This window comes from Streptomyces sp. SAI-135 (assembly GCF_029893805.1).
Classification (GTDB): domain Bacteria; phylum Actinomycetota; class Actinomycetes; order Streptomycetales; family Streptomycetaceae; genus Streptomyces.
Genome location: NZ_JARXYP010000002.1, coordinates 8,291,762 through 8,313,260, shown reverse-complemented (window position 1 = coordinate 8,313,260; position 21,499 = coordinate 8,291,762). Strand labels below are relative to the sequence as shown.

General features: G+C 71.6%; 19 protein-coding genes. 15 read left to right on the top strand and 4 right to left on the bottom strand.

Annotated elements, in window-relative coordinates:
- Positions 1–598 precede the first annotated feature (598 nt).
- On the top strand, positions 599–2,719 hold the full coding sequence (locus M2163_RS42065; protein WP_280854007.1) for a SpoIIE family protein phosphatase: 2,121 nt from the start codon (positions 599–601) through the stop codon (positions 2,717–2,719).
- Positions 2,720–2,915: 196 nt separating this feature from the next.
- Here M2163_RS42065 and M2163_RS42060 read toward each other — a convergent pair whose 3' ends face one another.
- Entirely contained in the window at positions 2,916–4,310 is a 1,395-nt protein-coding gene (locus M2163_RS42060; RefSeq protein ID WP_280896667.1) for a S1 family peptidase, read from the bottom strand.
- Between the two features lie 191 nt (positions 4,311–4,501).
- On the opposite strand from M2163_RS42060, the gene M2163_RS42055 reads away from it, so the two are divergent.
- The 5 genes from M2163_RS42055 (at position 4,502) to M2163_RS42035 (ending at position 11,593) form a co-directional block, all read left to right on the top strand.
- Positions 4,502–4,915, top strand: coding sequence for a PaaI family thioesterase (locus M2163_RS42055; protein ID WP_037714151.1), 414 nt, complete (start codon positions 4,502–4,504; stop codon positions 4,913–4,915).
- 451 nt (positions 4,916–5,366) lie between these two features.
- Positions 5,367–5,582 (top strand): hypothetical protein, encoded by a 216-nt coding sequence (locus M2163_RS42050; RefSeq protein ID WP_020134776.1) that lies wholly within the window; start codon positions 5,367–5,369, stop codon positions 5,580–5,582.
- A 170-nt stretch (positions 5,583–5,752) separates the two neighbouring features.
- Positions 5,753–6,559 (top strand): HlyD family efflux transporter periplasmic adaptor subunit, encoded by an 807-nt coding sequence (locus tag M2163_RS42045; RefSeq protein ID WP_280847601.1) that lies wholly within the window; start codon positions 5,753–5,755, stop codon positions 6,557–6,559.
- Positions 6,556–8,778: an NHLP family bacteriocin export ABC transporter peptidase/permease/ATPase subunit gene (locus M2163_RS42040; protein ID WP_280896666.1), complete on the top strand. Its 2,223-nt coding sequence runs from the start codon at positions 6,556–6,558 to the stop codon at positions 8,776–8,778. Before M2163_RS42045 ends, M2163_RS42040 begins: the two co-directional genes overlap by 4 nt.
- Before the next feature lies 1 nt (position 8,779).
- On the top strand, positions 8,780–11,593 hold the full coding sequence (locus M2163_RS42035; protein WP_280896665.1) for an NHLP bacteriocin export ABC transporter permease/ATPase subunit: 2,814 nt from the start codon (positions 8,780–8,782) through the stop codon (positions 11,591–11,593).
- A gap of 13 nt (positions 11,594–11,606) precedes the next feature.
- On the opposite strand, the gene M2163_RS42030 is transcribed toward M2163_RS42035, so the two are convergent.
- Both M2163_RS42030 and M2163_RS42025 read right to left on the bottom strand, forming a co-directional pair.
- On the bottom strand, positions 11,607–12,116 hold the full coding sequence (locus tag M2163_RS42030) for an SRPBCC family protein (RefSeq protein WP_280896664.1): 510 nt from the start codon (positions 12,114–12,116) through the stop codon (positions 11,607–11,609).
- Between the two features lie 6 nt (positions 12,117–12,122).
- Positions 12,123–12,467, bottom strand: a complete 345-nt coding sequence (locus M2163_RS42025; RefSeq protein WP_280847605.1) for a metalloregulator ArsR/SmtB family transcription factor — start codon at positions 12,465–12,467, stop codon at positions 12,123–12,125.
- Positions 12,468–12,641: 174 nt separating this feature from the next.
- Here M2163_RS42025 and M2163_RS42020 point away from each other — a divergent pair, with 174 nt between their 5' ends.
- From M2163_RS42020 to M2163_RS41995, 6 genes are all read left to right on the top strand, one after another.
- The gene (locus M2163_RS42020) at positions 12,642–14,144 is read left to right on the top strand and encodes an MFS transporter (RefSeq protein WP_280896663.1); all 1,503 of its coding nucleotides are present in this window, start codon (positions 12,642–12,644) and stop codon (positions 14,142–14,144) included.
- Between the two features lie 208 nt (positions 14,145–14,352).
- Positions 14,353–15,363, top strand: a complete 1,011-nt coding sequence (locus M2163_RS42015) for a Ppx/GppA family phosphatase (RefSeq protein ID WP_280854008.1) — start codon at positions 14,353–14,355, stop codon at positions 15,361–15,363.
- 22 nt (positions 15,364–15,385) lie between these two features.
- A complete protein-coding gene (locus M2163_RS42010; protein WP_280847607.1) occupies positions 15,386–15,556 on the top strand; it encodes a hypothetical protein in 171 nt (56 codons plus the stop codon).
- 60 nt (positions 15,557–15,616) lie between these two features.
- Positions 15,617–16,630, top strand: coding sequence for an iron-containing redox enzyme family protein (locus M2163_RS42005; RefSeq protein WP_280896662.1), 1,014 nt, complete (start codon positions 15,617–15,619; stop codon positions 16,628–16,630).
- Entirely contained in the window at positions 16,631–17,317 is a 687-nt protein-coding gene (locus M2163_RS42000; RefSeq protein ID WP_280896661.1) for a HemK2/MTQ2 family protein methyltransferase, read from the top strand.
- The gene (locus tag M2163_RS41995) at positions 17,298–17,513 is read left to right on the top strand and encodes a CDGSH iron-sulfur domain-containing protein (RefSeq protein ID WP_280847610.1); all 216 of its coding nucleotides are present in this window, start codon (positions 17,298–17,300) and stop codon (positions 17,511–17,513) included. Before M2163_RS42000 ends, M2163_RS41995 begins: the two co-directional genes overlap by 20 nt.
- Positions 17,514–17,722: 209 nt before the next feature.
- Here the strand turns inward: M2163_RS41995 and M2163_RS41990 are convergent, their stop codons facing one another.
- Positions 17,723–18,151 (bottom strand): protease inhibitor, encoded by a 429-nt coding sequence (locus M2163_RS41990; RefSeq protein ID WP_280847611.1) that lies wholly within the window; start codon positions 18,149–18,151, stop codon positions 17,723–17,725.
- Positions 18,152–18,473: 322 nt separating this feature from the next.
- Between M2163_RS41990 and M2163_RS41985 the strand changes: the two genes are divergently transcribed.
- The 3 genes from M2163_RS41985 (at position 18,474) to M2163_RS41975 (ending at position 21,460) form a co-directional block, all read left to right on the top strand.
- Complete coding sequence (locus M2163_RS41985) at positions 18,474–19,037, top strand: hypothetical protein (protein ID WP_280896660.1); 564 nt, start codon at positions 18,474–18,476, stop codon at positions 19,035–19,037.
- Between the two features lie 156 nt (positions 19,038–19,193).
- On the top strand, positions 19,194–20,762 hold the full coding sequence (locus M2163_RS41980; RefSeq protein ID WP_280896659.1) for a cytosine permease: 1,569 nt from the start codon (positions 19,194–19,196) through the stop codon (positions 20,760–20,762).
- A complete protein-coding gene (locus M2163_RS41975; RefSeq protein WP_280896658.1) occupies positions 20,759–21,460 on the top strand; it encodes an alpha/beta hydrolase in 702 nt (233 codons plus the stop codon). Before M2163_RS41980 ends, M2163_RS41975 begins: the two co-directional genes overlap by 4 nt.
- Positions 21,461–21,499: the final 39 nt, after the last annotated feature.

The window sequence follows — 21,499 nt, the reverse complement described above, 5'->3', positions numbered from 1 at the left end:
AAGGCGCGGCGTACTGGGGTCCTTCTCGCGCAGGGACAACTCCCCCAGTGGGGGGATGCCGTACGCGTCCGAGCATTCGAGGTCGGCCGCGCAGACGTCCGGCCGCACGGTCCGCAGACGGCCGGGCGCGCTGTGCCACGGGGTGTCGAACACCCCGAGATCGGGTTCCCGGCGGAGCCACTCCGCCAGGGCCGATCTCACCAGACACGCGTCGTGCACCAGAAGCACCCGGATCACTGTTCGTCCCCCTCGGTTGGCGCGGCTCGGTTCCGTGGCATGAAACGCGTGCCCCATTGTTCGGGTCCCGGACCGGCCTCGGGCGCGAAGAATTGGCCATCAGGGTGCGCGGGGGCGCACGAGCGGCGCCCGTGTCCCGTGACGCGCTTCGACTGTGGGGGCATGGTCCGGGACCGAGGGGGTACACGGCCGTTCTCGCCGTCACGTGGCTACCCGTGTGCCCGCACCCGGGAAGCACTCGCCGTGCGGGACACGCCGTGAGGGTGGAGATTTGATCCCGGGGGCGCGGCACGCGGCAGCTGCCTACGCTCCTTGCGGGACGCGCCCGTGCGAGGAGGTGGTCGGCGTGTCCGACGGGCATATGTCCCCGGCGTCGGCGGGCGCCCGGACCCGGGTGGGACGGCCGCTGCTCACCCTCGCGCTGGCGTCGATGATGGACGAGGTGCACGCCCACTCCGGCGCGGTGTACCTCATGGCCGCCGACGAACCCGTACTGGAGATGGCGGTGATGGCCGGCCTGCCGCGGGCGTTCGCGGCGCCCTGGGAGCGGGTGGGGCTGAGCGCGCCGATCCCGGTGGCGGAGGCGGCGCGGGAGCGGCGGCTGGTGTGGGTGGGCGGCGAGCACGAGATGGCACGCCGCTATCCGCGGATCGCCGTGGTGCTGCCGTACCCCTTCGCGCTGGCCGCGGTGCCGGTGGCGACCGCGGCCAAGGTGTACGGCGCGGTCTTCGTGACCTGGCCCGGCTCGCACCCGCCGGACCTGTCCGACCGGGAGCGGGACCATCTGACCGCGGCCTGCGGGCGGCTCGCGGTGCGGCTGGAGCGGGCGGTGGAGGACAGCGTGTCGCCGCACACCGAGCCGGATCTGCTGGCCGCGGCCCACGTCGGCAGCCCGGCCGGGACGCTGGGCACGGTGGAGGCGGCACGGATGGTGGCGAGGCTGCCGTACGGACTGTGCTCGCTCGATCTGCACGGGCGGATCTCCTTCGCCAACGACGCGGCGGCCGAGCTGATCGGCGTCCCGGTCTCCCGGTTGCTGGGCTCGCAGCTGTGGGCGGCGGTGCCCTGGCTCAACGACCCGGTCTACGAGGACCGTTACCGGGGCGCGCTGCTCAGCCAGCACAGCACCTCGTTCGTGGCGCTGCGGCCGCCCGGGGACTGGCTGTCGTTCCGGCTGTACCCGAGCACCACCGGGCTGAGCGTCCGAGTGAGCCGGGCCCGGGCGGTGACGGAGATGAACCGGGCCGGCCCGCGGCCCGGGGACGCGCCGGCCCGGCTGGTGACGATCTCGCAGGTGCTGAGCCTGGCCGGAGCGCTGACCGAGGCCGTGGGGGTGCAGGACGTGGTGCAGCTGGTGGCCGACGAGATCGCCCCGGCGGTGGGGAGCCAGGCCCTGGTCGTCCTCGGTTCACGGGCGGGACGGCTGCACGTGCTCGGGCATCGCGGATATCCGGACGCGCGGGTCGTGGAGCGGTTCGACGGACTGCCGCTGAGCGAGACGACGCCGGGGACGCATGCCCTGACGACCGGGGTGCCGGCGTTCTTCGACTCCAGGGAACAGCTGGAACGTCTGTACCCGATGCGGCACGCCACCCCCGACGGGTTCGCGGCCTGGGCCTATCTGCCGCTGATCGCCTCCGGGCGCCCGGTGGGCACCTGTGTGCTGGCCTACGCCGAACGGCACCCCTTCCCGGCGGACGAGCGGGCGGTGCTGACGAGCCTGGGCGGGCTGATCGCGCAGGCCCTGGAGCGGGCCGTCCTGTACGACGCCAAGCACCAGTTGGCGCACGGTCTGCAGGCGGCCCTCCTCCCGCACACCCTGCCGACGCTGCCCGGCATCGACGCGGCGGCCCGCTATCTGCCGGCCACCCAGGGCATGGACATCGGCGGCGACTTCTACGACCTGGTGCCGGTGGACGGGCTCGCGGCCGCCGTGATCGGGGACGTGCAGGGCCACAACGTGACGGCGGCCGGGCTGATGGGGCAGCTCCGGACGGCGGTACGGGCGTACACGACCGTCGGTCAGACGCCGGAGGAGGTCATGCGCTCGACCAACCGGCTGCTCATCGACCTCGGCGCCGAGCTCTTCGCGAGCTGTCTGTATCTGCGGCTCGACCCGGCGCGGGGGCGGGCGGTCATGGCCCGGGCCGGGCATCCGCCGCCGCTGCTGCGCCGGCCGGACGGCCGGGTGCGGGTGCTGGACCTGGCCGGGGGCCCGCTGCTGGGCATCGACGGCTCGGCCGGCTACCCGACGACGGAGGTCGATCTCGCGCCCGGTTCCGTCCTCGTCCTCTACACGGACGGTCTGATCGAGTCCCCGGGCGTCGACATCGAGGACGCGCTCGCCGAGCTGGGACGGCAACTGGCCGAGGCCGGTGACCGTCCGCTCGACGAGCTGGCCGACGAACTCGTGCGCCGCAGCGCGGCGGCCCGGGAGCGGAGCGACGACGTGGCCCTGCTCCTGCTGCGGGCGGCGGGCTGATCCGCCGGACCGTCCCCGCGCTGTTCTGGACGCCGGAAGCACGCCGGTCCGGCCCTCCCGCCGGAGGGCCGGACCGTTGCACCTCCCGGGCCGGGACAGCGGTGTGGCCGGGAGGCGGTCACAGGGCCTGCGTCGGCAGCGGGGGGTGTGGGGGGGCCGCTGCCGACGCGGCCGGTTCAGGGTGTCGTGCGGGGGGTCAGTTGTGCGACTGGTCCGCAGCGTCACCCGCGGCGTCACCGGTGCCGTTTCCGGTGTCCTGGCCGTTGCCGGCCTCCTCGCCGCCGATCACGTCACCGCCGGCCTCCTGGCCCGCGCCGGCCTCGTCACCGGGGCTCGCACTGGCGTCGCCACCGGCACCGGCTTCCTGGCCCGCGCCCGCCTCGTCGCCCGCACCGGCCCCGGCGTCGCCACCGGCGCCGGCCTCCTCGCCGCCGGCCTGGTCGCCGCCCGCACCGCCGGCCGCGTCACCCGCGCCGAGCGTGGCGCCGACCGCCTGGAGTGCGGTGGTGACCGGCTGGAAGAAGGTCTCGCCACCGACCGTGCAGTCGCCGCTGCCGCCGGAGGTCAGACCGATCGCCGCGCCGTCCTGGGTGAACAGCGAGCCGCCGCTGTCGCCGGGCTCGGCGCACACGTCGGTCTGGATGAGTCCGGTGACGGTACCCTCGGGGTAGTTCACGGTGGCGTCGAGGCCGAGGACCTGGCCGTCGGCGAGTCCGGTGGTGGAGCCCATCCGGAAGACCTGGAGGCCGACCTCGGCGTCCGCGGCCTGGTTGATCGCGACGGTCTGGCCGCCGCCGACGTTGACCTCGCTGGGCGCCTGGGTCGCCGGGTCGTCGTACTTGACCAGGGCGAAGTCGCCGTCGCCGGGGAAGGTGGCCTGGTCGACGGTGGCGATCGGCTGGCCGTCCTGGGTGTCGGACCACTGCTCGGCCGCGACCCCGCAGTGACCGGCGGTCAGGAAGGCGGGACTGCCGTCACCCGCGGTGACGTTGAAGCCGAGCGAGCAGCGGGCGCCGCCGGCGAAGATGGCGTCACCGCCGGAGACGAAGGTCTTGAAGGTGCCGGCCGACTTCTTCACGGTCGCCATGCCGGAGCCGAGGCTCTTCACGGTCGACTCGAGGGTGTTCCACTTGGCGCCGGTGACGGTGCTGTCGGCGGTCACCAGGATCTTGTTGGTGCGCGGGTCGACGGCCCAGGCGGTGCCCGGGATGGTCGCCTCCTCCTTGAGGGTCTTCGCGCCGGCCGCCAGCTCGGTGAGGCTGTTCTCGACCTCGCGGACCTTGGCCCCGGCCTTCTTCGCCTGCACGACGACGTTGTTGTTGTCGCCGGGTATGACGTTCACGACGAGCTGGCCGCTGTCGGAGTCGTAGTAGGACCCGGCGAAGGCGTCGCCCAGCAACTCCTCGAGCTGCGAGGCGAGGTCCGAGGCGTCCGACGCCTTCAGAGTCTTCGGCGCGATGGCCGCCGCGTCGTTCGACGAGCCGTCCTGGGACGCGTTGGCGTTGGGCAGCAGAATCGCGGCCGCTCCGAGCGCCACCACGGTGCCTGCCGCGAATGCGGCCTTGCGCTTCGGAATTCGCTTGTGACTCAAACTTCTCGACCTCCTGGGGGGACCGGAGTCTGTGACCGCCGTACGGCAGTCGGTTGTTCGGGGCGCCTGGATGGCCATGGGTACGCACGGTGTGCACGGGGCGTTCAATGCCGTTTCTTTACGCCCCGATTGCCACGCCGATTCGGCCACGGGCCGGGCCGGGCGCGCGGCGGGCGGGAACAATCCCCCATATGACGATGACGCCCGCCGAAGCCGACAAGATCCTCGCCGACAACTTCGCCCCCTGGGTCCTCGACCTCGCCCTGAGCGTCGAGTCCCTCGGCGCCGACCATGCCGTGCTGCGTCTGCCCTGGTCACAGCGGCTGGCCCGGGAAGGGGGCGCGCTGTCGGGCCAGGCCCTGATGGCCGCTGCCGACACCGCCACGGTGATCGCGGTCTCGGCGGCCCGGGGCGCCTACGGACCGATGACGACGGTGCAGCAGTCCACCAGCTTCCAGCGGGCGGTGACCGGTTCGGATGTCCTGATCAAGGCGGTCGTCACCAAACTGGGCCGGCGCATGGCCTTCGCCGACATCACGATGACCGACTCCGCGACGGGTGACCTCGCGGCCCGGGCGAGCACGGTCTACGCACTTCTGGGCTGACACGCTCAGCAAGCGTTCGACAACGGTCCGTTGTGAATACCGCCCCGAATCCCCTCTCCAGCGAATCTGCACATCGAATGCGCAACCAGGTCACCGGGAGCGGGAGTTCTGCACAAGCGCGGACCGGCACCCATGCCATTGGCGAGGTGTGTCGCATTCGCCGCGGCAGCGACAAGGCCCCGTTCACGCCGCCGTGACATCACCTGTGAAGAAGTCGGCATCAAGGCGTGCGCAAGTCTGCACGGATGAAGCTTTCTGTGACTCAAGTTCCCTGGTGAGAAAGATGGTTGATTGGAAGCGCGGAGCCGCAGCGTGCTTTGATCCATCGCACCGCAAGGCCATCGGGGTTCCCGGAAACGGGAATCCGGCGCCTTGTGACTGCGGCCGTCGTCTGTCCCCAGAGGGGGCCGCTCCCCCCTTGTGAAATACCCATACGAAGGGAAGTTCCATCATGAACTCCACCCCCCAGGTTGAGACCGTCGAGATCTCGGACGCCGACCTCGACAACGTCTCCGGCGGCCTGCAGCTCAACGCCCTCGGCACCGTCACCAGCCTGGTGGACGGCGTCGCCCCGGTTTCCGGCCTGGTCAACACGGCCGTCGGCACCGTTGAGGGTGTGACCGGCCTGAACACCGCCCCGGTCACCGGCCTGGTCGCCGGTCTCTGATCACATTCTCCGTGATCTGATCACTTTCTTGTGGTCGACCCGTCCCGGAGCCGCAAACCGGCGGTTCCGGGACTCTTGGGTGCCGTAAACCGGCCGGCTCGTGAGAGTCGGTCCTTTGTCATTGGCAGCATGCGTCGCATTCGCACGCTTTCGCAGGTGAGGGAAGACCCGTGCAGTTCCGCCAACAGGCCCTCGCCAAGCTCCAGTCACCGGAGGAGCTCGACCTTCCGGTGCGCTTCGCCCGCCCGCAGGGCTGGCTGGTGATGTCGGTGACGGTGGTCGTGATGGCCGCCGCCTCGGTGTGGGCGGTGACCGGTTCGGTCGCCTCCACGGTGAGCGCGCCCGCCATCCTCACCCACGGGCAGGGCAGTTACATCCTCCAGAGTCCGGTCGCGGGCCAGGTCACCCAGGTGATCGCCGAAGAGGGCAGCCAACTGCCCGCCGACTCCCCCGTACTGAAGGTCCGTACGTCCGAGGGCGACACCGTCGTCCGCACGGTCGCCGCCGGCCGGGTCACCGCGCTGGCGGCCACCATCGGCCAGATCATCTCGACCGGCGCGAACGTCGCCGCCGTGGAGAAGGTCGCCCACGCCTCCGATCCGATGTACGCCACGGTGTACGTGCCCGCCGAGAACGCCGCCTCCATACCGGACGACGCGGCCGTGGACCTAACGGTCTCCTCGGTGCCCACCCAGGAGTACGGCGTGCTGCGCGGCCATGTGAAGTCGGTGGACCGCTCGGCGCAGTCGGCGCAGCAGATCGCCGCGTTCCTCGGGGACGGCCAGCTCGGTGAGCAGTTCACCAAGGACGGCCGGCCGGTCGCCGTACTGGTGAGGCTGGACAGGTCGAAGGCCACGAAGAGCGGTTACCGGTGGTCGTCCGCGGACGGACCGCCCTTCGCCCTCACCTCCATGACCCTGGCCACGGGTTCGATCCGGCTGGCCGATCAGCGCCCCGTCGATTGGCTGCTGCCGTGAGCACCGCACAGGACACCCGGAGCAGACGCCGCTCCGCCCCGCCCAAGCGCCCGGTTCCCAAGGGGAGGGCGAAGACGGTCCGGACACCGACCGTCCTCCAGATGGAGGCCGTGGAGTGTGGCGCCGCCTCCCTCGCGATGGTGCTCGGCCACTACGGCAAGCACGTCCCGCTGGAGGAGCTGCGCATCGCCTGCGGTGTCTCCCGCGACGGCTCGCGCGCCAGCAACCTCCTTAAGGCGGCCCGCAGTTACGGCCTGACGGCCAAGGGCATGCAGATGGACACGGCGGCCCTCGCCGAGGTGAAGACCCCGGCCGTGCTGTTCTGGGAGTTCAACCACTACGTCGTCTACGACGGCATGGGCCGCCGCTTCGGCCGCCGCGGGGTGTACATCAACGACCCCGGCAAGGGCCGCCGTTTCGTCCCGATGGAGGACTTCGACGGCAGCTTCACCGGTGTCGTACTGGTGATGGAGCCCGGTGAGGGCTTCACCAAGGGCGGCCGCAAGCCGGGTGTGCTGGGCGCGATGCCGGCCCGGCTGCGCGGCACCGCGGGCACCATGCCGGCGGCGGTCCTCGCGAGCCTGCTGCTGGTGCTGGTCGGCGCGGCCACCCCCGCGCTCTCCCGCACCTACATCGACATGTTCCTGATCGGCGGCCAGACCTCGCTGCTGGGTGTGCTGTTCGCGTCGATGGGCGCCTGTGTGGCCCTCACCCTCGCCCTGACCTGGCTCCAGCAGGCGAACCTGCTGCACGGCCGGATCATCTCCTCCACCCTGTCCAGCGCCCGCTTCCTGCGCCATCTGCTGCGCCTGCCGGTGACGTTCTTCTCCCAGCGCAGCCCCGCCGACCTGGTCCAGCGCCTCCAGTCCAACGACCAGGTGGCCGAGACCCTGGCCCGCGACCTCGCGGCGGCGGGCGTCGACGCGGTCGTGGTCGTCCTGTACGCGATCCTGCTCTACACCTACGACCCCCAGCTCACCTTCGTCGGCATCGGCGTGGCCCTGCTGAACGTGGCCGCCATGCGGGTCGTGATCCGGCTGCGGGCCACCCGCACGGCCAAGCTCCGCGCCGACAGCGCCCGGCTCACCAACACCGCCTACACGGGCCTCCAGTTGATCGAGACGATGAAGGCGACCGGCGGCGAGGACGGCTACTTCCGCAAGTGGGCCGGACAGCACGCCACCACGCTGGAGGAACAGCAGAAGCTCGGGGTGCCGAGCGCCTGGCTGGGCGTGGTCGCGCCGATGCTGGCCACCTTCAACAGCGCGCTCATCCTGTGGATCGGCGGCATGCGGGCCGTCGAGGGCGGTATCTCCGTCGGCCTGCTGGTCGCCTTCCAGGCCCTGGTCACCCGCTTCACCGCACCGATCACCCGCCTCAACGGCGTGGCGGGGCGCATCCAGGACTTCGCGGCCGACGTGGCCCGCCTCAAGGACGTCGAGAACTTCAAGGCCGACCCGCTCTACGGCCGCCCCGGCGCGGGCGACTCGACCCGCCGCCTGCACGGCCACGTCGAACTCCAGAACATCACCTTCGGCTACAACCCGCTCGACAAGCCGCTCCTCACCGGCTTCGACCTGACCGTCGGCCCCGGCCAGCAGGTGGCGCTGGTCGGCGGTTCGGGCAGCGGCAAGTCGACCGTCTCGCGGCTGATATCCGGTCTGTACGCGCCGTGGGAGGGAGTGATCCGCATCGACGGACAGCGCCTGGACGACATCCCGCGCGGCGCGCTCGCCTCCTCGGTGTCCTTCGTCGACCAGGACGTGTTCCTCTTCGAGGGCTCGGTCCGCGACAACGTGGCGCTGTGGGACCCGTCGATCCCGGACGAGGCCGTGGTGGACGCGCTGCGGGACGCGGCCCTGTACGACGTGGTCATGCGCCGGCCCGGCGGCATCCACAGCAGGGTCGAGCAGGACGGCCGCAACTTCTCCGGCGGCCAGCGCCAACGCCTGGAGATCGCAAGGGCGTTGGTGCGCCGCCCCAGCATCCTGGTGCTCGACGAGGTGACCAGCGCGCTGGACGCGGAGACCGAGCTGGTCGTCATGGACAACCTCCGCAAGCGCGGCTGCGCCTGTGTGGTGATCGCGCACCGGCTCAGCACCGTGCGCGACAGCGACGAGATCGTCGTACTGCAACACGGCACGATCGTGGAGCGCGGGCGGCACGAGGAACTGGTGGCGCGCGGCGGCGTGTACGCGGCTCTGGTCAAGGAACGGTGAGATGACGACCGCACACGAAGGGGACGTCGTACTGGGCGCCCTCGGGCAGATGGGCACGCGCATCGACTGCGCCGGATTCAGCCGCATCGACCTCGAAGGCCCGCAGGTGCTGTGGCTGGTCGTGTCGGGAGCGGTGGACCTGTTCGCGGTGGACGCCGGACAGCAGGGCCACTGGCACCACCTGGGCCGTCTGGAGCCGGGCGCGCTGCTGCTCGGACCGGTGGCGGGGCCGCAGCACACCCTGGTGGCACGCCCGCTCAGGGACTGTGTCGTCCACCGCATCGGCCTGCGCGAGCTGTACGAGCCCGCCCACACCCAGACCTGGTCGTACGACGCGTACGGCAACCCCCAGTACGTGCCGCCGACGACGAGCCCCCTGGAGTACGCCCTCGCGCTGGGCGTCGGCCGCAGTCTCTCCATCCTCTTCCAGGCGCCGATGGCCGACGAGCGGGCCGCCGCCCCCACCGACGACGACGTCTTCTGGATGCAGGTGCCGCCGGGCAGTGTGCAGTACGGCTCGCTCTACGGCGCCGAGGCGGCCGCCGACCTGCTGATGGACCCGGCGGTCTGGCAGTCGATGGTCGACCAGCAGTACCGGCTGCTGACCACGCTCGACCGCTGGATCGAGCAGCTGGAGCGCACCCACGAGACCCGGACCGCCGCCGGTATCAGGGCCGGTGAGGCGGTCAGGGCCCAGGCCGACCGGACCCTGCTCGCGTCCATCGGCAGGTCGAAGCAGCGGGCCACGGCCGCCGACGCCGACGCGAGCTACGCGGCGTGCAAGCTGGTCGCCGACGCGGCCGGGATCGCGCTCGCCGACAACGCGCACGGCGGCACCGAGAGCGACCGCCTCGACCCGGTGGAACGGATCGCGCTCGCCTCCCGCGTCCGCATCAGGTCCGTACGACTGGACGGGCGCTGGTGGCGGGACGACGTCGGCCCGCTGGTGGGCCACCGGGCACTGTCGGGTGCGCCGGTCGCGCTGCTGTGGCGGCGCGGCGGCTATGTGGCCGTGCATCCGGCGACCGGGCGTGAGACACCGATCGAGAAGGACAACGCGGAGGAGTTCGAGCCGCGCGCGGTGATGTTCTACCGTCCGCTGCCCGACCGGAAGCTGAGCCCGCTGGGGCTGGTCCGGTTCAGCATGCGCGGCACCGGCGGCGATGTGACGAATCTGCTGCTCAGCGGTCTGGTGACGGTGGCGATCGGCGCGCTGGTCCCCATCGCGACCGGCAAGGTGCTCGGCGAGTTCGTGCCGAAGGCGCAGACCGACCTCATCGTGCAGGTGTGTCTGGCCGTGATGCTCAGCGGTGTGGTGACGGCCGCGTTCATGCTGCTGCAGAACCTCACCATGCTGCGTCTGGAGGGCCGTATCGAGGCAACCCTCCAGCCGGCGGTGTGGGACCGGCTGCTCAGGCTGCCCACGAAGTTCTTCACCGAACGCTCGACCGGTGAACTGGCCAGTCAGGCCATGGGGATCAGCTCGATCCGCCGGATGATGGCGGGCATCGGCCCCACCGTCGCCCAGTCGGTGACCATCGGCGCGATGAACCTGGGTCTGCTGTTCTGGTACAGCGTCCCGATGGCCATGGCCGCGATCGGCATGCTCGTCGTGATCGCGGCGGGCTTCCTCGGGCTCGGGCTGTGGCAGGTGCGCTGGCAGCGGCGCCTGGTGGTGCTCGGCAACAAGCTGAACAACCAGGCGTTCCAGACCCTGCGCGGTCTGCCCAAACTGCGGGTGGCGGCCGCGGAGAACTACGCGTACGCGGCCTGGGCCTCGGAGTTCGCCCGCAGCCGGGAGCTCCAGCAGAAGGTGGGCCGGATCAAGAACCTCACCTCGGTGATGGGGTCGGTCTACCTCCCCCTGTGCACCCTGCTGATGTTCATGCTGCTCGCGGGCCCGGCGCGCGGCTCGATGTCGGCGGCGGAGTTCCTCACCTTCAACACCTCGGTGACGATGCTGCTGACCGCGGTCACCCAGCTCACCGGCGCCTTCGTCTCGGCGGTGGCCGCGCTCCCCCTGTTCGAGGAGATCAAGCCGGTCCTGGAGGCCCAGCCGGAGGTGCGCACCGCGAGCACCCGGCCGGGGCCGCTCACGGGGGCGCTGGAGGCCCGCAGGCTCTCCTTCCGCTACTCCGACGACGGCCCCCTGATCCTCGACGACGTGTCCTTCGAGATCCGGCCCGGCGAGTTCGTGGCGATCGTCGGCCCGAGCGGCTGCGGCAAGTCGACCCTGCTCAGGCTGCTGATCGGCTTCGACCGCCCGGTATCGGGGAGTGTCCTCTACGACGGCCAGGACCTGGCCGCCCTCGACCAGTCGGCGGTGCGCCGGCAGTGCGGTGTCGTGCTCCAGCACGCCCAGCCGTTCACCGGGTCCATCCTGGACGTCATCTGCGGCACCGAGCCCTACACGCCCGAGGAGGCGATGGCGGCGGCCGCGATGGCGGGGCTCGCGGAGGACATCCAGCGGATGCCGATGGGGCTGCACACCATCGTCTCGGGCAGCGGGGCGATCTCCGGCGGCCAGCGCCAACGGCTGATGATCGCCCAGGCGTTGATCCGGCGGCCCCGCATCCTCTTCTTCGACGAGGCGACCAGCGCGCTGGACAACGACACCCAGCGCACGGTCATCGAGTCCACCAAGGCCCTCAACGCCACCCGGATCGTCATCGCCCACCGGCTGTCCACGGTGCTGGACGCGGACCGCGTGATCGTGATGGAGAACGGCAAGGTCGCCCAGCAGGGCCCGCCCGCACAGCTCCTCGCGGATACGGGCGGGCGGCTGCACGAGCTGGTACGGCGTCAGATGGCGTGAGGCGGGACTCCCGTCAGCCCGTCCCGGGGACCGGCGCGCCCGAGGGGACCCCGGCGTCGACGTACGCCTGGTAGAGCTCCTTCCAGTGCGGTTCCTCACGATGCCCGCCGCCGGCCCGTGCGTCGAGGGAGGCCAGACACACCTCCCATCCGGCACCGTTGCGGGCGGCGGAGTCGGCGGCGCCGAGGACGTTGGTGAGGGTGAAGCGGGTCCGCTTCTCGTCCAGGGCCTCCAGGTCGAAGTGCACTTCGTCGCCGCCCCATGCGAAGGACAGGTGACGGGGTGCGTCCACGGCGACGACCCGGCCCGTGGAGTCCTCCATGTGGGGATCACCGCTGAACTTGACGGTGCCGCCGGGGCGCAGCTCGATCTCGGCCCGGGACGGGAACCAGTGTGCGAGTTCGTCGGCGTCGGTCACGAACTGCCAGACCCGGGCGACGGGATGGTCGTAGGTGCGGCTGAAGCGGACGGCGGAGCGGCCGTCGTCCAGGGTCAGGTAGGTGCCGGTGAGGTCTGCGGCCATGGTGGATCAGTCCTTCGGGGCGGGTTCCTCGGGGGTGTCCGGCGCCGTCGCGTCCAGGCGGTCGCCGAGTGCGTCCAGGCTCGTGTTCCAGAGCTTGCGGTAGGGAGTCAGCCAGGCGTCCAGCTCGGCGATCGGGCCGGGGTCCAGGGCGTAGACCCGCCGCTGCGCGTCCTGGCGCACCCGGACCAGGCCCGCGTCCCGGAGCACTCGCAGATGCTTCGACGTGCTGGGCTGGCTCAGTCCGCACGCCTCCACGATCTCCCCCACGGGCCGGGGCCGCTCGAGGAGGAGCGCGACGATGGCCCGCCGGTGCGGGTCGGCGAGGGCGGTCCAGAGCCGGGCGTCGGACATGGCACCCAATATGCCTCGTGAGTTATATGCCAGTCAAGGCATGCGAGTACACCGCGCCACCCCTCGCTAGCGAAACGTTGCCGTTTCGCTCCAGGTGGTCTAATCTCGTCGCGTACGAAACGGTTTCGTTTATGAACCGGATGAGCACCGGCCGACTTTCCCTGGAGTTCTCCCATGTCCCAGAAGACCCTGACCGAAAGCGGGCGGGAGGGTGCCGTCGAAGCACCGGCCGCCGCTTCGGCCAAGCGGTGGTGGATCCTCGCCGTCATCGCGCTCGCCCAGCTGATGGTGGTGCTCGACGCGACCATCGTGAACATCGCCCTTCCCTCGGCCCAGGCCGACCTCGGCTTCTCTGACGGCAACCGGCAGTGGATCGTCACGGCCTACGCCCTGGCGTTCGCCTCCCTGCTGCTGCTCGGCGGCCGGATCGCCGACCTCTTCGGCCGCAAGACCGCCTTCCTCGTCGGGGTCTTCGGCTTCGCGGCCGTCTCCGCGCTCGGCGGTGCCGCCACCAACTTCGAAATGCTGGTCACCGCCCGTGCCCTGCAGGGCGCCTTCGGCGCGCTCCTCGCACCGGCCGCGCTGTCCCTGCTGAACACGACGTTCACCGACGCCCGCGAGCGGGCCAGGGCGTTCAGCGTGTACGGCGCGATAGCCGGCGCCGGTGGCGCGGTGGGTCTGCTGCTCGGCGGCGTCCTGACCGACGCGCTCGACTGGCGCTGGACGCTGTACGTCAACGTCGTCATCGCCGTCGTCGCCTTCGCCGGCGGCTGGCTGCTGCTGCACAACCACCGGGACGCCGCGAACTCCAAGCTGGACGTGCCCGGCACGCTGCTGGTCGCCGCCGGCCTCTTCTCCCTGGTGTACGGCTTCTCCAACGCCGAGACGCACGACTGGGACTCCCCCGCGACCTGGGGCTTCCTGATCGCCGGCGGTGTCCTGCTGGCCGCCTTCGCCTGGTGGCAGACCCGTGCCGCACACCCGCTGCTGCCGCTGCGCATCCTGCTGGACCGCAACCGGGCGGCCTCCTTCCTGGCCGTGCTGATCTCCGGCGGCGGCATGTTCGGCGTGTTCCTCTTCCTGACCTACTACCTCCAGCTGAACCTGGGCTTCAGCCCGACGAAGACCGGTGTGGCGTTCCTGCCGATGGTCGCCGCCCTGATGGTCGCGGCCCAGGTCGGCACCACCGTGCTGGTCCCCCGGATCGGACCGAAGACGGTCGTCCCGCTCGGCTTCGCGGTCGCCGCGGTCGGCATGGCCTGGCTGACCGGGATCGGCGTCGGCTCCAGCTACCTGTCCGCCGTGCTGCCCCAGCTGATCGTGACCGGCTTCGGCCTCGGCCTGGTCATGCCGCCGGCCATGCAGCTGGCCACCGGCGGGGTCGCGGCCGAGGACGCGGGAGTCGCCTCCGCCACCGTCAACGCCATGCAGCAGGTGGGCGGTTCGATCGGTACGGCCCTCCTGAACACCCTGGCCGCGAGCGCCGCCACCGACTACCTGGCCGGCAAGGACCCGACCGACAAGCTGGTCCAGGCCCGGGCCACGATCGAGAGCTACACCACCGCCTTCTGGTGGTCGGCGGTGCTCTTCGCCGCCGGAGCGCTGATCGCCTTCCTGCTCTTCCGGCGCGGGGTGCCGGAGCAGGACGCGGACGCCGCGCCTGTCGTCCACATGTAGTCGCAGCACCGGGAGCCGCCGGCCCGAAGGGTCGCCGTCAGCAGGGAGACGGCGGCCCTTCTCGCTGCCCGGGGGCACCGCATCCGCCATGACGGGGCGTCACTTGCGGGCGCGGTGCCGACGTATGGTGCCCGTCCGGTGGCTGAGAGCGACGCTTCGTCTGCGCGCCCGGCGTTGGAAGGGGTTCTGCGTGGGTACCCACAGGGCCATGCGGATAAGCGTGGTGGATGTGGGTTCGAACACGGTCCGTCTGGTGGTGGCGGACGCCGAGGACGGGGTGCCCTTGCCGGTGCACACCGCGAAGTGGCGGTTGAGACTCGCCGACCATGTGCGGCCGGGCGGCCCGATACCCGACGAGGCCGTGGAACGCCTGGTGGAGGCGGTGGAAGGCGCGAGCCGGACCGCCGCCCGATGGGGCGCGGCCGGACCGCTGGCCTTCGCGACCGCGGTCGTGCGCTCGGCACCCAACCGTCAGGAGGTGCTGCGCACCGTCCGGACCCGGACCGGCGTCGGGCTGTACACCCTGCCGGGCGAGGTGGAGGCGGAGCTCACCTTTCTGGGCGCGCGGCGCTGGATGGGCTGGCGCGCGGGACCGCTCGCGCTGTTCGACATCGGCGGCGGGTCACTCGAAGTCGCCTTCGGGCGCGGGCGGTTGCCGGACTACGTGGCCTCGCTGCCGCTGGGCGCGGGCCGGCTGACACACGAGTTCTTCGAGGGGCAGGACCCGCCGCCCCCGGAGGCGGTGCGGGCGCTGCGCCGCAAGGTCCGCCACCAGCTGCGGGACGTGGCGTCACGGATCCGCTGGGAGGGACCGCGCACCGCGGTGGCCACCTCACGCACCTTCGAGCAGTTGGGCCGGCTGTGCGGGACCCCGCCCGGGCGGCGCGGGCCGTTCGTGGAACGCCGGATGCACCGCGCCGACCTGCGGGAGGCCGTCGAGCGTCTGGCCGTCCTCCCGGCCGCACGGCGGGCCGAGCTGCCCGGAATCTCCGCTCCGCGCGCCGCACAGAGCTTGGCCGGTGCCCTCGTGGGGCACACGGCCATGAAACTCACCGGGGTCAGGACCGTCACGATCTGCCCCTGGGCGATCCGCGAGGGGGTGCTGCTGCGCCACATCGAGGACGGCGCCTCCTGGTGGGCCGAGATCGCCCGCCGCAACGAGGAGAACACCGTCCCCGCTGAGCCGGTGCCCCTGCGCATCGCGGCCGCCACCACCTGAACGAGAGAACGAGGAGACAGCCGTGCCGGAGAAGAAGCAGAAGCCCGACAGCGCCCTGGACGAGGTCCTGCACGAGTTCGAGGACGCCGAGAAGCGGGTCCGGGACTCCGACGAGCAGCGGGCGCACAGGGGCGAGGCCGGGGACGCGACCAGCCCCAATCAGCACGCCCAGGAGGACGCCTCCGGAGAGTGACGCCGGACCGGCCCCGGGCGGACGGTGGGTGATCCGCCGCCGCCCGGGTACCCGGGGCCCATGCCTCAGGACCCTCGAGAACCACAGCTGCCGCCGGCCCGGGGCCCGGTCTCCGCCGCAGTCCAGGAATACCTGCTCGGCGCCGGACCGCTGCCGCGCCACGAGACCGTCGCCGGGGCGGACGTGTACGGCGACGACCTCCAGCTGGCCCTCTACATCTGCTACGAACTGCACTACCGCGGCTTCCGGGGCGTCTCCCCCGACCACGAGTGGGACCCCGACCTGCTGCGCACCAGGGCGGCGCTGGAACACCGCTTCCTGACCGCCCTGCGCTCGGACACCCCGGTCCACGACAGCGTCGAGGACGCGCTCGCCGGGCTTCTCGTGGAACCGGTCGACGGCACCGGAGTCAGCCACTTCCTGCGCAAGGAGGGCGACCTGTGGCACGTACGGGAGTACGCGGCCCAGCGCTCCCTCTACCACCTCAAGGAGGCCGACCCGCACGCCTGGGTGCTGCCCAGGCTCTGGGGCCGGGCCAAGGCGGGCATGGCGGCGGTGGAGTTCGACGAGTTCGGCGGCGGCCGCCCCGACCGCGTCCACGCCCTCCTGTTCGCGAACCTGATGACCGACCTGGGCCTGGACACGACGTACGGGCACTATCTGGACGCGGCCTGCGCGGAAATGCTCGCGACGGTGAACCTCATGTCCCTGCTGGGCCTGCACCGCAGCCTGCGCGGAGCGCTGGTGGGCCATTTCGCGGCGGTCGAGATCACCTCGTCGCCCGGCTCCAGGCGGCTCGCCGAGGCGATGCGCCGCACCGGCGCGGGACCGGCCGCCGAGCACTTCTACGACGAGCACGTCGAGGCCGACGCCGTCCACGAACAGGTCGTACGGCATGAGGTGATCGGCGGCCTGCTGGCCGAGGAACCGCATCTGGCCGCCGACGTCGCCTTCGGTATCGACGTCACCGGTCATGTCGAGGACCGGCTCGCGGACCGGCTCCTGCGTGACTGGCGGGACGGGCGTTCCTCCCTGCGTACTCCGCTGGCTTCCGAAATCCACCATATTTCCTGAATGCCGGGGTACTTGGGCATGGTGAGATCACTGAACCCCCCTCTGGTCCTCCCCGGTGTCTACAGCCCGCAGGAGGACACCGCGCTGCTGGCCGGGGCCCTGAGCGAAGAACCGCTGCCGCCCGGCGCGGACGTCCTGGACGTGGGCACCGGGACCGGTGCCCTCGCCCTCCAGGCGGCCCGCCGGGGCAGCCGCGTGACCGCGGTCGACGTGTCGTGGCGGGCGGTGTGCACGGCCCGGGCGAACGCCTGGCTGACCGGCGCGTCGGTCCGGGTCCGGCGCGGAAACCTCTTCCACCCCGTGCGGGACCAGTCGTTCGACCTCATCCTGACCAACCCGCCGTACGTGCCGGCGCCGACGGGTGCCCGGCCGCCGCGCGGAAAGGCGCGGGCCTGGGACGCGGGGCACGACGGGCGGTTCGTCCTGGACCGTGTCTGCCGGGAGGCCCCCGCCCTGCTGCGCCCCGGCGGAGTGCTGCTGATCGTGCACTCCGAACTGAGCGACTCCGGACGGACCGTGGGGCATCTGCGCGAGGCCGGTCTCAAGGCCGCCGTGACCCGCCGTCACCGCGTCGCGTTCGGACCGGTACTGCGGACGCGGGAGGACTGGCTGCGCCGTCGTGGTCTGCTGTCCGCGGCCGACGAGAAGGAAGAGCTGGTGGTCGTCCGTGCCGAACTCCCCCTCTGACTCCGGCTCCGACCGGCCGTGCCGCATCCGGGTCCAGCACCGCGGCCCCCTGCTCGTGGAGGGACCCGTGGAGGTGGAGCTGGAGGACGGCTCCACGGTCGCCTCCGACCGCTTCCGGGTGGCACTGTGCACCTGCCGGCGCAGTCGACGCTATCCGTGGTGCGACACCAGCCACCGTGAGCGGACCCGTTCATAGCCAAGAAGTCGATGCGGGGCGGCCATGGCACGGGAGTCCGACGACCGTGCTGCCCTTAGGGGAGGAAGGCATGTGACCCGAGGGTCCGGCGGACGGCCCCACTCCGTCCGCCGGACCTCGGTGCGGGATCACGGGGTTCCGTGAGAGGGGCGGCACTCCCCAACTGCGGGCCCCCCGGGCAGGTCACGGGTACCACGCGACCCCGGTCTTCAGAACGCGAAGACGGTCCCGTAGGAGCTCTTCACGCACTCGTTGGCGAAGGTGCGTTCGTAGGAGACGCGCTGGCCCCGCCAGACGCCCTCGACCGTGACCACGACGGGGTCGTACTCCCTGGTGCACATGGCGTCGGAGCCGGCCCCGAGGGCGTCGAAGTCCCCTTGCGCGGCACGCAGTTCGGCGCAGGCGGCGGTCGCGGCCGGATGGGTGCCCGAGGAGGTCGGGGCACAGGTCAGGGTCACGGCGCGTTCCGGGGTGACGGCGGCGGCGCTCTCGCCGTGGCCGAGGGTGAGCACCAGGGCCGACGGTGCGTACAGGCCCTGGGCGGCGGCCGGTTCGGCGAGGGCGGCCCCGGTCAGGGGCCCGCAGACGGCGGTGGCCGTGAGGCCGAGGGTTGCTGCCCAGCGCGCGGTGTTCCGCATTGTGTGCATCCTTCCGCTGGATTCGAGGGTGTGCCCTCCGACTCGGTCGGTGCCGGAGCGGCGAGCGCGAGTCTGCCGAGTCCCGGCCCGAACTTCACATCGACCCCACAGCTTTCAGTAACCTTGCGTGTTGAATCAGTGGCGTGAAGTCACATCATCCGAACAGCTGAGCCCCTCAACCCGGCGGTTCTTGATCGCCCGATCCGGCCGGATGGCCTGATTACCCCGCCTCGGCAATAGGCCTGAAACATTCCGCTTCAGCTGTCGGCACACCTCGTCACGGCCCCTTGCGTTCATGAGGGCGTGGAGTAATCGTCATTACATGATTACCGACGAACAGCGAGAGAAGCTGCGCGGCTGGTTCACCGGCCGCTTGCCCGACGACCTCTTCGAAGCCCTGGTCGAGGTGGTCGCCGACCGCGAGGAGATCACCGTGATCGGCCGCATCCCCGGGCCCCGGCTCACGGGGGACGTCTCGGGCGCCGAGCGGGAGGCGGCCGTACAGGGCCGGATCCAGGAGTTCCGGGAGCGCACCCGCGAGGACCGGGTCGCGGTCGCCCGCGAGGCCGAGCACCAGTTCCGCCGCAAGGTGTCCTGGGGCGTGGAGTGCGACGGTGAGCGCGCCCTGTTCACGCATGTGGCCGCGCCCGTGATGACCCGGCTGCGCCAGCCCGAGCGCCAGGTCCTGGACACCCTCATCGCCGGCGGGGTCGCCCGCAGCCGCAGCGACGCGCTCGCCTGGTGCGTCCGGCTGGTCCAGCGGCACACCGACGACTGGCTCTCCGAGCTGCGCGAGTCCCTGGAGCACGTCCAGCGGGTGCGCGAGCGCGGGCCCGACACCGAGGGGGTGGCCGAATCCTCCACCGGGGGCCCTGAAGATGGATGAAACGTCCACTGGCCGCGGAACGTGGACCGGCCGTACCGTCGGCACACCCCAGCAGGACGGTCTCCGTGTACGCCGTACACCCCGCGGTGTGCCCGGACCGTCCTCCCCCGCCGCGCCACCCCGCGCTCCACCGCCGTACTCCCCGCTGGAGCCCCCTTGTCCCCGCAGTCCGGCACCGCCGAGCAGTCCCTCACCGAGGTCGAGACCCACGGGGTGGAGCGCATCCCCGACGCGGACCGCACCGCGACCCCGCTCGACCTGTTCCGCCTGGCCTTCGGCGGCGCGAACACCTTCTCCACCTGTGTCCTCGGCGCCTTCCCGATCCTCTTCGGGCTCTCCTTCTGGCAGGGGCTCGCCGCCACCCTCCTCGGCGTGCTCGTCGGCGCGCTGATCCTGTGCCCGATGGCGGTGTTCGGCCCGGTCAACGGCACCAACAACGCCGTCTCCTCCTCCGCTCACCTCGGCGTGCACGGCCGGGTGGTCGGCTCCTTCCTCTCCCTCCTGACGGCGATCGCGTTCTTCTCCATCTCGGTGTGGAGCTCCGGCGACGCCCTGGTCGGCGGCGCGCACCGGCTCTTCGGCCTGAGCCGCGATGATCTGACGTACGCCCTCGCGTACGCGCTGTTCGCCGGTCTGGTCCTCGCCGTGTGCGTGTACGGGTTCCGGTTCATGCTGTTCGTCAACAAGGTCGCGGTGGCCTCGGCGACCGTGCTCTTCCTGCTGGGCGCGATCGCCTTCGCGGGCGACTTCGACGCGTCGTACGCGGGCGTCTTCACGGATACGGCGGACGCGGCGACCAAGGACCTGTTCTGGCCGTCGTTCATCGGCGCGGCGCTGATCGTGCTGTCGAACCCGGTGTCGTTCGGCGCGTTCCTCGGCGACTGGTCGCGCTACATCCCGGCCGGCACCCCGCGCCGCCGGGTGATGGGCGCCGCGTTCCTCTCCCAGCTCGCGACGCTGGTGCCGTTCGTCTTCGGGCTGGCCACGGCCAGCATCATCGCGGCGAAGGCGCCCGACTACGTCGATCCCGCCGCCCCGGACTTCGTCGGCGGACTGCTCGCGATCTCGCCGGGCTGGTACTTCCTGCCGGTCTGCCTGCTGGCGCTGATCGGCGGCATGTCGACCGGCACGACGGCCCTGTACGGCACCGGCCTCGACTTCTCCTCGGTGTTCCCGCGGCTGTCACGGGTTCAGGCGACGCTGCTGGTGGGCGTGTTGTCGATCGTGTTCATCTTCGTCGGACGCTTCGGGCTCGACCTCGTGCAGTCCATCTCGACCTTCGCCACGATGATCATCACCTGCACCACCCCGTGGATGGTGGTGATGATGCTGGGCTTCTGGACCCGGCGCGGCTGGTACGACCCGGACGCCCTCCAGGTCTTCAACCGGCGTCAGCGCGGCGGCCGTTACTGGTTCACGCACGGCTGGAACTGGCGGGGCATGACCGCGTGGTGGGTGGCCGCGGTGCTCGGCGTGCTGTTCACCAACATCCCGGGGCAGTTCGTGGGCCCGCTGGGCGATCTGGCGAACGGCGTCGACATCAGCCTGCCGCTGTCGCTGGTGGTGGCCGCGGTGCTGTTCCTGACGCTGCTGCGGCTCTTCCCCGAACCGCGGGCCGTGTACGGGCCCGAGGGGCCCCGGCTGGCGCGCACCGTCGAGGTACCGGTGCCGCCGGTCACCGGGCCCGGGGCACCTTCGGTGCCGTCGGCTACGTTGCGGGCATGACTGATTTCGTACTCGTGGCAGGAGCGCGCCTGTCGGCGTCGGCGTGGGACGAGGTCGCGGCCGAGCTGCGCGCGGCCGGCCACCGGCCCCATCCGCTGACGCTGTCGGGTCTCGCGGAGAAGCGGGGCGTCCCCGCGGGGCAGCAGACCCATGTGCGGGACGTCGTCGAGGAGGTCGAGCGCCTCGACCTGCGCGAGGTCGTGCTGGTCGGGCACAGCTACGCGGGTGTCCCCGTGGGGCAGGCGGCCGCTCGGATCGGTGACCGGCTGGCACGGGTGGTCTTCGTGGACTCCGAAGTACCCGTGGACGGCGAGTCGTTTCTGTCGGGGTGGGAGAGCGACCACATCCGCGAGGCCGTGGCGGAGCACGACGGCTTCTGGCCGCCCGCCCCCGCGGACCACTTCGCCGGCCAGGGGCTCACGGACGAGCAGATCGCCCGGATCATCGACCGCTCGTGCCCGCACCCGGGGGCGACGCTCACCGAACCCGCCGTCCTCACCCGGCCCTTGAGCGAACTCCCGGCGACGTACGTCAAGTGCCGCCTCGACGACGAGGAACCGCCGCCCGTCGTGGCGGAGTTGGTGAAGAGCGGGCACTGGGAGCTGGTCGAGATCGACACCGGACACTGGCCGATGTTCTCCCGGCCGGCCGAACTGGCAGGGATTCTCGCCGGCCTGGGCCCGGCCTCCCCCTCCTGACCAGGGGCCGCCCCCGATATCGTCGGCGCACCCGACGAG